Consider the following 12671-nt stretch of genomic DNA (forward strand, 5'->3'; position numbering starts at 1 on the left):
CTCATTCAGGCTTCACTAAAAATAATGGTTGACCATATTCTACAAGTTGCCCTTCCTTTACAAGGACTTCTACGATTTCACCGCTGATTTCAGCTTCGATTTCATTGAATAGTTTCATGGCCTCGACGATACAGACTATCGAATCCGCTGATACTTTATCACCCGCTTTTACATATGCCGGGGAATCCGGTGCAGGCGATTGATAAAATGTCCCTACCATAGGAGACGTGATTTTATGTAAGTTTTCCCGTTCTGAGACGGCTGCTGCCGGTGCTTCCGGTTCAACGGATTTTGCTACTGCAGGGGCAGCAGGTAGGACCTCGGCGGCTGCATTGGCTTGAACGACATCAGGAGACGCTGCTGGCTGGATGGCTGTAACCGTTTCAGTTTTCTTCAACTTAATTTTCGTACCTTCATTTTCATAAACGAATTCAGTGATATTGGATTGATCAACTAGCTTGATGATTTCACGAATTTCTTGCACTTTCATTTTGTGCACCCCTTGTCTAATTTAATATGAGTTTGTGAGGCAATAATATTTTATGTAATACCCTTTTACTCTTAGCTTATCTCTATCTTGTCCAATTCTGCAAGATGTAATTGGTCCTTCACCCGGAAACGAATGTCCTCTTCCTGTTTTATAACAGGAATTTCACTTTCCCAAAATATTGTTTCCTTTAAAGAATTGAAAAGTTTATGACCAGCTTCTAACATCATACAATATTAGCTTATACAAATTCAATGATAGATTAGTTGCAACTTGATACCCGCCCCTCCATTCTACACCTTTATTATACTATTGTGAATTCTTTACCCTTGGTTTCGTTGGCTTTTCCTTTAATAATTCAGCAATAATCTTTCAGAAGCAGATGCAACATCCCTTTCTATTACTTTTCTAGAAAAGTAATTTCTTCCTACCTATTTGATTTACCATCATCAATTGGCCTAAAAAAGCTTTTCCTCCAAAATTTACGTTTGAAAAAAGGCAAAAAAAAAGATCCCTTTATTAAAAAGGGAGACCTTCAAACTCTAGAGCTGTTGTGTATCAGACCTTTTATCTGACTATGGATCATTTTTCAGGTTGGAAATCCACCACTACATTTTGTGCATCGCTCACTTCTTTCCGGACCAGGCGGATAATGTTATTGGCTTCTGTTTTTGTTTGCTTATCAGCTTTGACACTCACCTTTACGTCCGTTCCATCAACGCGAACCAGCGCAGCATTATAATCCATGGCCACAATCAAGTTTTCAATGATATTTTCTTTTACCTTTGTTTCACTCAATTGTTCGATTTTCGCATACGCTTCGTCTCTTTCTTCAGCGGATAGTTCTGTGTTGCCCATCTTTTCAGTCAATTCTTCATTCAGCTTCGCTCGTTCATCCTCAATTTGCATCCTCAATGATTCGAACTCATCGCCTGAGGCAATCGTTACGGAAGATCCTTCAGCATTTTTGGACGTTTCTTTATTCCCTTTGCTTTCACCTTTTGTATCAGCTTTACTGTCCGTTTTATTTTCCGCTTTGTTTTCCGCCTTATTTTCTGCCTTGTCCGTCTGCTCCGACGCCGTCATATCGGAAGCATTTTCTTCTGGAGCGGTTAAATAATAGACCGAAAGGACAACGACCAGACTTAGCATTGTCAACAACCAAACCGTTTGCTTTTTTAATAACATGTTACTATTCCCCCTTATTTTTTAGGCATGACCGAAACCCTGTGACTCGGTACGTCAAGCGATCGTGTGACAGCCTCGATGATCCACTTTTTTATTTGGATGTTCTCGGCTCCTTTAGCGACTACCAATACTCCCCTTACACTCGGTTTCTTTGTTTCGGAAATGATTGGCCCCTCTTTTTCACCGCTTTTGACTAAAACGAGTTGTTCATCCACCGATGTATCCTCGACGGTCCTTTTACCGCCTTCCTGATCGGTTTCTTCGGTGATCTGCTTTTGGGTGACTTTATTTCTTTCATATACTTTTTTCTCGGATGCATCCACATAAATCACGACTTTTACATCCTTGACCCCCGTAATCGATTCCAGCGCTTCCTTCATTTCATTTTGAAGGTATATTTCATAATCCTTCGTGTTCTTGAATTCGGATTGATTTTTCTGTCCGAATGTTTCAACATCATCCTTTTCTTCTTGCTTGTTATTGAATACCGACTTCACGTCGGATGTTTGTCCCGTCTGGTTGGTGGTTAACAGATTGCCGGCCATCATGATCCCCGCCCCCAAAAGGACGACGATCAAAGCATAAACATACAGGGAAGGCTTTTTTTCATTGGGCTCTTTTTTGTCAGGGTCCTTATTCAATAGTTTTTGCAGCCAGGATAATGGACCTTTGTCTTTGTTCAATACTTAAGTCACTTCCTTTCCCCGGCGATTTCAATGATCTCTTTATCGACAGACCAATTTGTAGCCAGAAAACTTTTGACCGCCTCCAGATTGGCATCGTTCGAAGGTGACGGCCGCTCTGCGTTAATATCGACCTTTGCAACAGCCTCTATCGAAGTGTCTTCTTTCCCTTCAGCCTTTTCGAGAGATATGGTGATATTTTGCAAGTCTTCCAAGCTGGGATTTTCCTGATTCTTGACTCCTACCTCAATCTCACTGATCTTCATGTTATAATCCTTCATCAGCTCCTCTTCCACCTCTGTCTTTAAGTCAACAGCCATTTGTTTTAAAATATATGCACCCTGAGTAGCTTGTATTTCTTTTTTCTTCATTTCTGTCAAATTTCCTAAATCTTTTTTTTTCTGATTTTGAAATTCGCTGGTGGCGGCAGATAGAATTTCGTCGAAGTCCTTATTGAATAATCCCAATATTGGAGTGATGATGATCGCGATCAGCAATAGTCCGATGACCATTTTGGCATATTTCTGTAAAGCTGAATTGGGAAGGAGCATATCGATTACAGTGGCAAGCAAGACGAATACAATGATATTGGATACCCAGCCAGCTAAAAAACTCACCAAGACTTCCTCCTTTCTAACGAACCATCAGGGTAATGTTTCCAGAGGCTATGATTACGGTGATACTTAAAAAGAACATGAGCGATACGATGGCCAATGCGGCAAAAATATAAATCATGCTTTTACTGATGATGTCGAGGCATTTGATGACCGGTCCGCCGCCAAGAGGCTGTAAAAGACTTGCTGCCAATTTATAGACAAATGAAATCATCAGGATCTTTATCGCAGGAAAGGTCGTAATGAGCAGCAATATGATGACGCCTGAAAGGCCCACCGTATTTTTCAGAAGCACAGAGGCACTGATGACCGTATCCGTTGCATCGGTGAACATGCGACCGATTACCGGTATGAAATTGCCCGTCACGAATTTGGCCGTCCTGATCGTCACTCCATCCGCTACAGCCGAGGATGCCCCTTGAACGGATATGACACCAAGGAATATCGTCATGAACGCCCCAAGGATGCCGATGGCAAAGTTACGGAGAAGCTGGGCAAGCTGGGTTACTTTGTAATGTTCGGTAAGTGTGCTGACGATGCTTAAAATTGCTGCAAAGAATAATAACGGAAGGACGACGAATTGTACCAAGATGCCGCTCGTATTCATTAAAAACATTAAAACCGGATGAAAGAAAGCTGCTGACACAAGCCCGCCTGACGCGGCTATTAAAGCCAATAGAAGCGGGATGAGCGCCATCAAGAAGGAGATCATCAAATCTATCGTGTCTTTCGTATATTCAATCGCAACGTGAAAGCTGTTGAGCGCCAGAATGATCAGCACCATATAAACGATGGCATAGGCGACCTTACTTACGGAGCTTTGCTCGAACGCGTTCTGCAAATTCTGTAAAAACATGCTGAAAACTGTTAACAGGATGAGTGAGCCCAATAGCTTGCCGTTGACTAGCAGTTCATGAAAAACGAATTTTGTAATGCCCTTTAACCACTGGTCAAAGGAGAACTTCTTATCTCCGCTTACAAAATCCATGAAACTGCCTTTCTGGCTTTCCGGTAAGAACCCCCCGTATTCGGTGACAATGTTATCCCAATATTGTTTAAGATCATCCACTCCCAGTCGTTCTATTTGGGCTTGTACCAGTTCGGACTGCATGATCGGCTCTTGAACACTTTCGCCATTTTCAGGATTTTCGGCAGCTTGTCCAACAGATGTATGCAAAAAAAAGAGTAAAAGGAATAGGAACGATAAGTAAGGCATCCGCTGCTTCATACATTCACCTCATTGACTAGTAGGAATAATCCATTAACTTGGGAGCATCTGAATGATCGTTTCGATAATGACCGTCAAAATCGGGATTGCCATCGCCAGGATCAGGATTTTCCCGCTCAATTCTATCTTTGAAGCGAGAGAGCCTTGCCCGGCATCCTTCGTAATTTGGGAAGCGAACTCAGCAATGTAAGCAATTCCGATTATTTTCAAGATGGTCTCTAGGTATACCGTATTTACATTGGCATTAACTGCAATTTTCTCTAACATTAAAATGATTTCGTATATTTTATCTGCGAGAAAAAGAAAAATGGAGCATCCGACAAAAACGATAAGCAGGAATGCCAGATTTGGTTTTTGCTCCTTTACGATCAAGGCCAGAAAGGTGGCAACGAGGGCAATGGCTACGATTTTTATGATTTCAATCGCCAATCCCCCCCTTACTGAAATAGGAATACAGATTTAATTTTTTGGAATAAGTCCTCCACTACAGATGCGACCATGAATAAAATATAGATGAATCCGAAAAGTGTCACCCATTGGGCATACTCCTTTTTCCCAACCTGGTCGAGTATCGTATGAAGAAATGCCACAACAAGCCCCACACCCGCTATTTTGAATATGATGTCCACATCAATGCCCATTTTCATTCCCCCCACATAAACTACATCAGCAAGATGATCAATAACAATCCCGTTAGAAAACCTAAACTTTTCATCATTTTTTCATATTTCCCCTGTCGGTCGAGGGCATCGCTCTCTTCGCGTTCCAAGTGTGCCAGCGTCAGCATGATTTGTTTTTGTTGATGATGCCTATCGCTTTTTCCGAGGGTCTTCCCGAACTGTGAAAGGATTTCGAACTCCCCCTGCTTCAGGGCCAGCGATTGCCATATTTTCCTGAGGCTCTCATCCCATGCTTCCTTGACCGTGGTCTCACCAGACTGGAGCCGATTGGCGAATGTATCGAAAAAGTTGGATAAAGGCTTTGCCAGCTGCTTGGAAAGCTTCCTTGACGCCTCTTGCAAAGGTGTATGGCCATACATGATTTCCGCTTCAAGCGATTGCAAGGCGACTTTCAGCTGCCTTAGCTGCCGCGGCCTCAAGCTCAATTTTTTGGCAGCCTCGAAACCGGCCCATGTCGTGGCTATGATGATGATTGCAGCACCAACCAATTTAAACATGCGGCTTCACACTTTCATTCGAAAATAGATGAGCCCCAGCAGCATCGAGGACTCTGCAGCTTCGCACCCCGGCTTTCGTTCTCTGTAACTCTATAAAACGTTCAAAGATGTTTTGTTTTAATATTTCTGCGATGAAGGGCCGCTTCTTCACTTCTTCCAGTGTATGTCCATGTGTTGTTATCATGAGTTTAATGCCCGCATTCACTGCTTCGAGAACTGCTTGAGTATCTTCAGCCCGGCCTATTTCATCCACGACCAATACGTCCGGGGACATCGAGCGGATCATCATCATCATCCCTTCCGCTTTAGGGCAACCATCGAGGACATCCAGCCTTGTACCAAATGCAAGCTGCGGCACCCCATGAACGCAGCCTGCTATCTCCGAGCGCTCGTCCACAATTCCCACCTTTTGCGGTGCAATGCCCTTCATTTCACTTCCACTTGATATCATTCTTGCAATATCTCGCAATACCGTCGTTTTTCCTGTTTGCGGAGCGCCGATCAACAAGGTATGCTGCCATTCCCCATCATATATAAATGGAGTAAGCGGTTCAGCCACACCCACTTTTTCACGGGCAATCCGAATATTGAACGAGGATATATCCCTGATTGCCTTGACGGCCCCATTTTCCAGAATCACCTTGCCTGCAAGACCGACACGATGGCCTCCGGCAATGGTTATATAGCCGCGCTTTAATTCTTCTTCAAGCGTATACAACGAAAATTGACCGATTTGGTTCAATAATTGATCTGCATCCGTTTTGGTCACTGCATATGAAAAGAAGAAAGGTTCCCCACCTATAATGACCTCAAGCGGCCTTCCGATCCGGATTCGCAGCTCTTCCATCTTTTCAATCATCATCGGTGTCATACCCTGGAGCTGTTCGTATATGGTTTTCGGTAAAAAAGAAAGAATACTTTCCATTTTGACAATCCTCCTGTATACACCACTTTCAATAAAATATATGCCGTTCAATCATTATTGATGCCAAGCTATTAAAGAAACTGGGCATTAATTGATTGTTTATGGTCCCAGCTAAACATATATAAAAAAAAAGCAGAGACATGAATCTCAGCCCCGCCGTAGTCTAACGCGTTAATATTTGTGTTTACCCTTATCATTTTTTTACCTGATCGTTGATTTTTCCACAAGGCAATTCCATTCCCGCAGAAGCCTCTCTCTTATGTTCCAATCAACTTGCATACCGTTATGAATATGGACCATTTTGTTTAAATATACAGCATATAAAAGCGGATTCGATTAAATTGGCAAGCCCACTTTGTCTACAGAAAGCATGGATTACCAACCATCCCTATGCGGAAGATCAAGTCAAGAAATGATTTTCAATACAAATAAAAAACCTAGTGAATACTATAAGGGGATAAAAAAATTTTCAAGCAAGCGATGCATCACTTGACTTCAAGCCAACATATATAGGGGAAATATAAAAAGGGTCCGGAAATTTAATTCCGAACCCCTTTGTCTACAAACTGAAAGGCCGAGACATGAATCTCGGCCTTTCGGCAATTATGCGCGTGATACGTATGAACCCTCATTCGTATTGATCAATAGTTTATCACCTTGGTTGATGAAAAATGGGACTTGAACGGATAGTCCCGTCTCAAGTACAGCTGATTTCGTACCGCCTGATGATGTATCGCCTTTAATTCCAGGCTCAGTTTCGGCCACTTCAAGTTCAACTGTATTCGGAAGCTCAACTCCAAGTGTTTCGGCTTGGAAGGTCATGATATGGACTTCCATATTTTCTTTAAGGAATTTCAGTTCGCGCTCGATGCTTGAAGCAGGCAGCTCGATTTGGTCATATGTTTCGTTATCCATGAATACATGGCTATCACCGCTTGCATAAAGGTACTGCATTTTTCGGTTTTCGATATGTGCCTTTGCGACCTTCTCACCTGCGCGGAATGTTTTCTCTTGGATTGAACCTGTACGCAAATTGCGTAGCTTGGAACGTACAAATGCTGCACCTTTACCAGGTTTAACATGTTGGAACTCGATAACCTGCCAAATCCCGTTATCTACCTCAATCGTAACACCCGTGCGAAAATCGTTTACAGAAATCATAAATTTGTCCTCCTACATGTACATGTTTACAGAATGATTAACTCTTTCGTTGAATGAGTAAGCGCTTCGTTACCTTCAAGTGTAACGATTGTATCATCTTCAATCCGCACACCGCCAACACCCGCCAAGTAAATGCCCGGCTCTACGGTTACGGCCATACCTGGTTCCAAAATGATATCAGACCTCAAGGATAATGCTGGACCTTCATGGACTTCCAGACCAATCCCATGTCCGGTCGAATGTCCAAAATACTGTCCAAATCCCTTTTCTTCAATTAAGTTACGAGTCAGTGCATCCGCTTCCCTGCCCGTCATGCCTGGTTTGATCCCAGCCATACCGCGCAGCTGCGCTTCTAAAACAATGTCATAAATGTTAATAAGTTCTTCACTTGGCTTGCCAACTGCTAATGTCCGAGTTATATCAGACACATACCCGTCATAGTATGCTCCGTAATCCAATGTGACAAAATCGCCCTTTTCAATGATTTTATCCGTAGCCACTCCATGCGGAAGTGCCGATCTCTTGCCGGATGCCACAATAATATCAAAAGAAGAAGAAGTTGCCCCTTGCTTTCTCATGAAGAATTCAAGTTCATTGGATACATCCAATTCCGTAATCCCTGGACGGATGAAATCGAGGATATGCGTATAGGCAGCATCGGCAATAGCAGCCGCTTCCTTTAATATCTTAATCTCTGATGAAGTCTTTATCAAGCGTAAATTCTCGATAACCCCTGACACTGGGGTAAGTTTTGCTTCCACAGCTGCTTCATATGCCTTGTAGGTTGCAAAGGTCAGGTGCTCCTGCTCGAAACCGAGTGTGCCGATATTCATTTCTTTCACCTGCCTACCGACTTCTTCGATGATGGTACCCGTGTGCTGAACGATTTCATAGCCTGCCGCCTGCTTGGCAGCTTGTTCCACGTAACGGAAATCCGTGATGAATTTCGCTTCATTACGGGAAACCAGGACGACACCTGCGCTTCCTGTAAAATTGGTCATGTAACGGCGGTTATATGTACTGGTGATCAATAAGCCATCAATGCCCGCCTTTTCCATTGAAGCTCTTAAGCTAATAAGTTTCTTCATTCAATTTCTCCCCTTTGCAATCTTTGTGATCGCCTGCAGCGCCAATTCATATCCGTGTATCCCCAAACCGACAATTTGCCCCGCCGTGACCGGTGCAGTCACTGATTCATGCCGAAAGCTTTCACGTGCATGGATGTTCGATATATGCACTTCCACGACTGGAACATCGATTCCGGCAATTGCATCACGAATCGCATAGCTGTAATGAGTAAAAGCACCGGGATTAATGATGATCCCGTCGATTCCATGATCTTCGGACCAATGGAGCTTATCGATGATTGCTCCTTCATGGTTAGATTGAAAAGAAGAGAATACCACATGCATCCCTTCCGCTTGCTGCTGTAGCATGGCTTCAACATCCGCAAGCGTCGAGGATCCATAATGCGCCGGTTCCCGCTTCCCTAACCGATTTAAATTCGGACCATTGATTAATAAGATTTTTGTCATCATCCAACACCTGCTCATACATAAAAGAATGTTTACCACCAACATTCTACCATAATTGCAAATTGTCTTACTACTTTTTTACAACTAAGTTGCCTTTAGCTTTCCTGCTGCTTTTGAGCGCTGTTTTTGTTACGTATATATTCCTGATGATCATATGATATAGAATATCCAACAAAAAGTCCGTATAAAATAAAAATGCAGGCACTTGTGATGATCGTATTCGCCGACATTTTTGAAAAGGCAGGCAAGTCGGAAAACATCGGCTTTAAAACGAAAATCAACAAAGCCCAGCAAACCGCTCCAAAAATAATCCCCGAGAAGAAGCTCTTCACCCTTTTAAACAAGCCATAGTAGATCAAGGCAAGCACGACGGATATGATGCCGAAAATGATGATGGTCATGACAGCACCTAACCAGTGATCGATCCAACCCATATTCGACCAAGAAGTAAGAATGAACCTAGGACTGAAATCCATGAAATTGACATAGTGCACAATCATACCAGCAGCACTGGCTGCGGCGCCTCCAACAAAACCGATAATTAATGCGTTATAGAGTAGCATGCTTTGATTTTCCTGTTGATTTTGTCCATGTTCATTAGAAGACATATCAAACACCTCCGCTTGTAGTATGCCCTTTGTTATTTAGAACTATTTTTTTTTATTGTTATGGAGGAGATTCACTAGAGGTTTTTCGTTTTATTATGTATGATTAAATCATAAATAATGGACTTTCAACAAAGGAAAATATGCACCCTCTGTTGAAGTTTATATTGTACACAGGGTGATCTCTTCCCGTGATTCAACAATTCATAAAGCATGGCAGGGATCAGGTGCGCATTTCCTTTCCTGGAAGTTCGTCCGAATCCTTGTAATGTTTGATAATAAACATGTTAGCACCCATGAGAGAGCTACGTGAATAACGATTAGGTTGGTGTAGAAATGTCCGAAATCCAAAAACCCGTTTATGGAGGGCAGGCTGTAGTGGAAGGCGTCATGTTCGGCGGCAAACATCACACAGTCACTGCGGTCCGCCGCAAGGATTCAACGATCGCGTATTACCATTTACCGCGTGAATCGAAGCCTGCTGTAAATATTATGAAAAAAATACCGTTTCTACGGGGGATCGTATCATTGATCCAATCCAGTGCTACCGGCTCGAAACATCTGAATTTTTCCACGGAACAATTTGAGGAAGAAGACGGGGAAAAGCAGGCCGAAATAAAACAAGAAACGAAAAATCCTTCTAAATTAAGTCTGTGGCTGGGTGTAGCCGTGATCGGGGTGATTTCCTTCCTATTCGGAAAATTGCTTTTCACTTTAATCCCTGTCTTTCTCGCTAAATTGACGGAACCCATTTTTCCAGGCCATACTGCTCAAGTGCTAGTCGAAAGTGTATTCAAGCTGATCTTGCTGCTCGTATATATTTATGTAGTCTCCTTAACGCCATTGATCAAGCGAGTCTTTCAATATCACGGGGCTGAGCATAAGGTGATCAATTGCTTCGAGGGCGGAAAAGAATTGACTGTGGAAAATGTGCAGGCAAGTTCCCGCCTACATTATCGATGTGGCAGCAGTTTCATTTTATTTACTGTTTTTGTAGGAATGTTTGTCTATCTGCTCGTACCGACGGATCCGTTATGGCTTCGTGTCGTCAATCGGATTTTACTCATCCCGGTCGTTCTCGGCATTGCCTTCGAAGTATTGCAGGCAACGAACAAATTAAAGGATATTCCTGTTTTGCGCTACCTTGGCTACCCTGGACTTTGGCTTCAATTGTTGACAACCAAGGCTCCAACCGATGACCAAGTAGAAGTCGCATTGGCTTCCTTCCATGAACTGTTGCGAATGGAAAAAGAAACCGAAAAAGGTTTAGAGTCGGATGTTATTGTGTAAAAACCTATACACAAAACAATCACCAAATCACATATACTACCTAAGGGAATGATCTTCATTTTTTTTAAACATTTTACATGAAGAATGTTTAAAATAAGCAGAAAATGCTTATGATGCTCTTAAGGAGGTGTCTTTGTTGAAACGTTTCATATCTTTCATGATATACGGAATCATCGCCCTCGGAGTCCTCGGATTATTGAGCCGACTATTTAATGACCCGATTGGCTTTTTTAGGAACATTGTCATAATAGCCATTGTCGCAGGGATTATTTATATGATTTATACCGGATTAACAAAGGGTAAACCAGCAAAAAAAGAGCAGCAAGCATTCCGGAAGGCTGCCCGCCAATCGAAAAAAAGGCTAAAAAGCCGAACATCGAAAAAGGATAATGTGGCTAGCTTTTCTGCAGCAAAGTCTTCAAAGAAAATTAAAGTGAGAAAGAAAACGGATAGCCATCTAACCGTCATCGAAGGAAAAAAGAACAAAAAGAAAAACCGGGCTTCTTTTTAAGAACCTGGTCCAGATTGTAGACAGAGGGGTTCGGGATGATACCGAACCCCTTTAAAATTGAATGAATACGCTGCAGCCTCTGCTGGTTTTCAACTTTTCAAGCACTGCAGATCCATGCAGCCGAAAGGGGTAGTACTTCAAGGCCAAGCGAAGCATAATGAAGGATGCACTCCCCCCTGCGAAACAAGGGAGACCCGCAATGGAAAGGAACGATAAAGGTGCGGAACCTAAAAAAGCCTGCAGACAAAACTCGATTCTCTCCGAGTTTGCCTACAGTGTCCACCCTCTTATCAAGAGTCCTATCCTTTCGTGTTCATCAATAGCTCCATTGCTTAAGGAATTCTTTCGTCCGCTTACGGCCCCGGTTAATCAACTCCATCTTTTTTTCGTCATTCAGATTGAAATCCATGGCGGAAATCCCCTTCATCGGAATGAACACAATATTCTGGACGTGCTTCTTGGAAATGTAACGGGCGTCATGTGCATCTTTCATCGTCTTGAACAGGGCGGAAAACAATTCAACCGCATTGTCCACCTCATGTGGTTTCCATATTTCATCGACACTAAGGCGCAGGCCAATGACCGGCCGCTCCTTCCTTACATGATCTGAATTGAATAACCACATGGGAAAATTACTCAGCACACCTCCATCAACGAATAGGAATGTGCTTTTCCCAACTTCAATCTTAACTGGCTCAAAGAAATAGGGAATACTGCAGCTCATCCTTACTGCCTTGGCCACAGGGAACGTAAACGGATCGAGTCCATAGCTCGGCAAATCATCAGGAAGTACCACCAACTTGCCATTTGTAATGTCAGATGTAATGATACGGAGGGAATTCGGGCGAACGTCCTTAAAGGTGACCACCCCCCTTTCCGCAAGCTTACCGGCAATCCATGATTCCATTGCATCTCCCTTATAGAGCCCCAGTTTCCAATATACAAGGAGCCATTTCGCGAGTGGAACGGGCAAAAGCCCGCGCCTTTTATCAAGAAGGCTGCTTAAGTCTATATCAAAAAAAAGCTCTTCCATTTCTTTTCCCGTATAACCCGCAGCCACGAAGGCTGCTATTATTGAACCTGCACTCGTACCGGCTGTCCTATGAAATACAAATCCCCGATCCTCCAATTCCTGCAGGGCCCCCACTAAACCATAGCCTTTAATCCCGCCCCCGGAAAAAACGCCGTCAATAATCATAGCTGCCCTCCCCTAATCCGGTCTTTACATTTCTAAGCGGAATTAGGGCGAATTATGACCATTTCATCT

Annotated in this window: 16 protein-coding genes; 2 read left to right on the forward strand and 14 right to left on the reverse strand. The window is 43.0% G+C overall.

Translation table 11 applies throughout. The features are described from left to right. Position 1 precedes the first annotated feature (1 nt). From accB to QNI08_RS18570, 13 genes are all read right to left on the reverse strand, one after another. Positions 2–490 carry an acetyl-CoA carboxylase biotin carboxyl carrier protein gene (gene accB, locus QNI08_RS18510; RefSeq protein WP_285768875.1) on the reverse strand — a complete coding sequence of 163 codons (489 nt, stop codon included), beginning with the start codon at positions 488–490 and terminating at the stop codon, positions 2–4. A 579-nt stretch (positions 491–1069) separates the two neighbouring features. After that, a complete protein-coding gene (locus tag QNI08_RS18515) occupies positions 1070–1675 on the reverse strand; it encodes a SpoIIIAH-like family protein (protein ID WP_285768876.1) in 606 nt (201 codons plus the stop codon). 14 nt (positions 1676–1689) lie between these two features. Next, entirely contained in the window at positions 1690–2358 is a 669-nt protein-coding gene (gene spoIIIAG / locus QNI08_RS18520; protein WP_285768877.1) for a stage III sporulation protein AG, read from the reverse strand. Positions 2359–2366: 8 nt separating this feature from the next. Continuing rightward, positions 2367–2975 carry a stage III sporulation protein AF gene (gene spoIIIAF / locus QNI08_RS18525; RefSeq protein ID WP_285768878.1) on the reverse strand — a complete coding sequence of 203 codons (609 nt, stop codon included), beginning with the start codon at positions 2973–2975 and terminating at the stop codon, positions 2367–2369. Between the two features lie 16 nt (positions 2976–2991). Next, positions 2992–4200, reverse strand: coding sequence for a stage III sporulation protein AE (gene spoIIIAE, locus QNI08_RS18530; RefSeq protein ID WP_285768879.1), 1209 nt, complete (start codon positions 4198–4200; stop codon positions 2992–2994). A 33-nt stretch (positions 4201–4233) separates the two neighbouring features. After that, on the reverse strand, positions 4234–4629 hold the full coding sequence (gene spoIIIAD, locus QNI08_RS18535) for a stage III sporulation protein AD (protein ID WP_100531630.1): 396 nt from the start codon (positions 4627–4629) through the stop codon (positions 4234–4236). Positions 4630–4637: 8 nt separating this feature from the next. After that, positions 4638–4841 (reverse strand): stage III sporulation protein AC, encoded by a 204-nt coding sequence (gene spoIIIAC / locus QNI08_RS18540; protein WP_034308319.1) that lies wholly within the window; start codon positions 4839–4841, stop codon positions 4638–4640. Positions 4842–4861: 20 nt separating this feature from the next. Beyond that, positions 4862–5377 carry a stage III sporulation protein SpoIIIAB gene (spoIIIAB, locus tag QNI08_RS18545; protein ID WP_285768880.1) on the reverse strand — a complete coding sequence of 172 codons (516 nt, stop codon included), beginning with the start codon at positions 5375–5377 and terminating at the stop codon, positions 4862–4864. After that, on the reverse strand, positions 5370–6302 hold the full coding sequence (spoIIIAA, locus tag QNI08_RS18550) for a stage III sporulation protein AA (RefSeq protein ID WP_285768881.1): 933 nt from the start codon (positions 6300–6302) through the stop codon (positions 5370–5372). Before spoIIIAA ends, spoIIIAB begins: the two co-directional genes overlap by 8 nt. A 603-nt stretch (positions 6303–6905) precedes the next feature. Continuing rightward, on the reverse strand, positions 6906–7463 hold the full coding sequence (gene efp, locus QNI08_RS18555) for an elongation factor P (RefSeq protein WP_034308328.1): 558 nt from the start codon (positions 7461–7463) through the stop codon (positions 6906–6908). A 26-nt stretch (positions 7464–7489) separates the two neighbouring features. Further along, entirely contained in the window at positions 7490–8551 is a 1062-nt protein-coding gene (locus QNI08_RS18560) for a M24 family metallopeptidase (RefSeq protein WP_285768882.1), read from the reverse strand. Continuing rightward, positions 8552–8998, reverse strand: coding sequence for a type II 3-dehydroquinate dehydratase (gene aroQ / locus QNI08_RS18565; protein WP_285768967.1), 447 nt, complete (start codon positions 8996–8998; stop codon positions 8552–8554). It lies immediately after the preceding gene. 95 nt (positions 8999–9093) lie between these two features. Then, positions 9094–9606 (reverse strand): YqhR family membrane protein, encoded by a 513-nt coding sequence (locus tag QNI08_RS18570; RefSeq protein ID WP_285768883.1) that lies wholly within the window; start codon positions 9604–9606, stop codon positions 9094–9096. A gap of 333 nt (positions 9607–9939) precedes the next feature. Between QNI08_RS18570 and QNI08_RS18575 the strand changes: the two genes are divergently transcribed. Both QNI08_RS18575 and QNI08_RS18580 read left to right on the forward strand, forming a co-directional pair. After that, a complete protein-coding gene (locus QNI08_RS18575; RefSeq protein WP_285768884.1) occupies positions 9940–10893 on the forward strand; it encodes a DUF1385 domain-containing protein in 954 nt (317 codons plus the stop codon). A gap of 136 nt (positions 10894–11029) precedes the next feature. Next, complete coding sequence (locus QNI08_RS18580) at positions 11030–11404, forward strand: SA1362 family protein (protein ID WP_285768885.1); 375 nt, start codon at positions 11030–11032, stop codon at positions 11402–11404. A gap of 316 nt (positions 11405–11720) precedes the next feature. Here the strand turns inward: QNI08_RS18580 and QNI08_RS18585 are convergent, their stop codons facing one another. Next, entirely contained in the window at positions 11721–12602 is an 882-nt protein-coding gene (locus QNI08_RS18585) for a patatin-like phospholipase family protein (protein ID WP_285768886.1), read from the reverse strand. Positions 12603–12671 lie beyond the last annotated feature (69 nt).

The sequence above is a fragment of the Peribacillus folii genome (assembly GCF_030271255.1).
In the GTDB taxonomy this organism is placed as follows: domain Bacteria; phylum Bacillota; class Bacilli; order Bacillales; family DSM-1321; genus Peribacillus.

Coding starts and splice junctions, on each gene's coding strand:
- spoIIIAE (WP_285768879.1), bottom strand. CDS start 4,200: ATGAAGCAGCGGATGCCTTACTTATCGTTCCTATTCCTTTTACTCTTT.
- QNI08_RS18570 (WP_285768883.1), bottom strand. CDS start 9,606: ATGTCTTCTAATGAACATGGACAAAATCAACAGGAAAATCAAAGCATG.
- spoIIIAB (WP_285768880.1), bottom strand. CDS start 5,377: ATGTTTAAATTGGTTGGTGCTGCAATCATCATCATAGCCACGACATGG.
- aroQ (WP_285768967.1), bottom strand. CDS start 8,998: ATGACAAAAATCTTATTAATCAATGGTCCGAATTTAAATCGGTTAGGG.
- accB (WP_285768875.1), bottom strand. CDS start 490: ATGAAAGTGCAAGAAATTCGTGAAATCATCAAGCTAGTTGATCAATCC.
- QNI08_RS18575 (WP_285768884.1), top strand. CDS start 9,940: ATGTCCGAAATCCAAAAACCCGTTTATGGAGGGCAGGCTGTAGTGGAA.
- efp (WP_034308328.1), bottom strand. CDS start 7,463: ATGATTTCTGTAAACGATTTTCGCACGGGTGTTACGATTGAGGTAGAT.
- QNI08_RS18585 (WP_285768886.1), bottom strand. CDS start 12,602: ATGATTATTGACGGCGTTTTTTCCGGGGGCGGGATTAAAGGCTATGGT.
- spoIIIAC (WP_034308319.1), bottom strand. CDS start 4,841: ATGGGCATTGATGTGGACATCATATTCAAAATAGCGGGTGTGGGGCTT.
- QNI08_RS18560 (WP_285768882.1), bottom strand. CDS start 8,551: ATGAAGAAACTTATTAGCTTAAGAGCTTCAATGGAAAAGGCGGGCATT.
- spoIIIAA (WP_285768881.1), bottom strand. CDS start 6,302: ATGGAAAGTATTCTTTCTTTTTTACCGAAAACCATATACGAACAGCTC.
- QNI08_RS18515 (WP_285768876.1), bottom strand. CDS start 1,675: ATGTTATTAAAAAAGCAAACGGTTTGGTTGTTGACAATGCTAAGTCTG.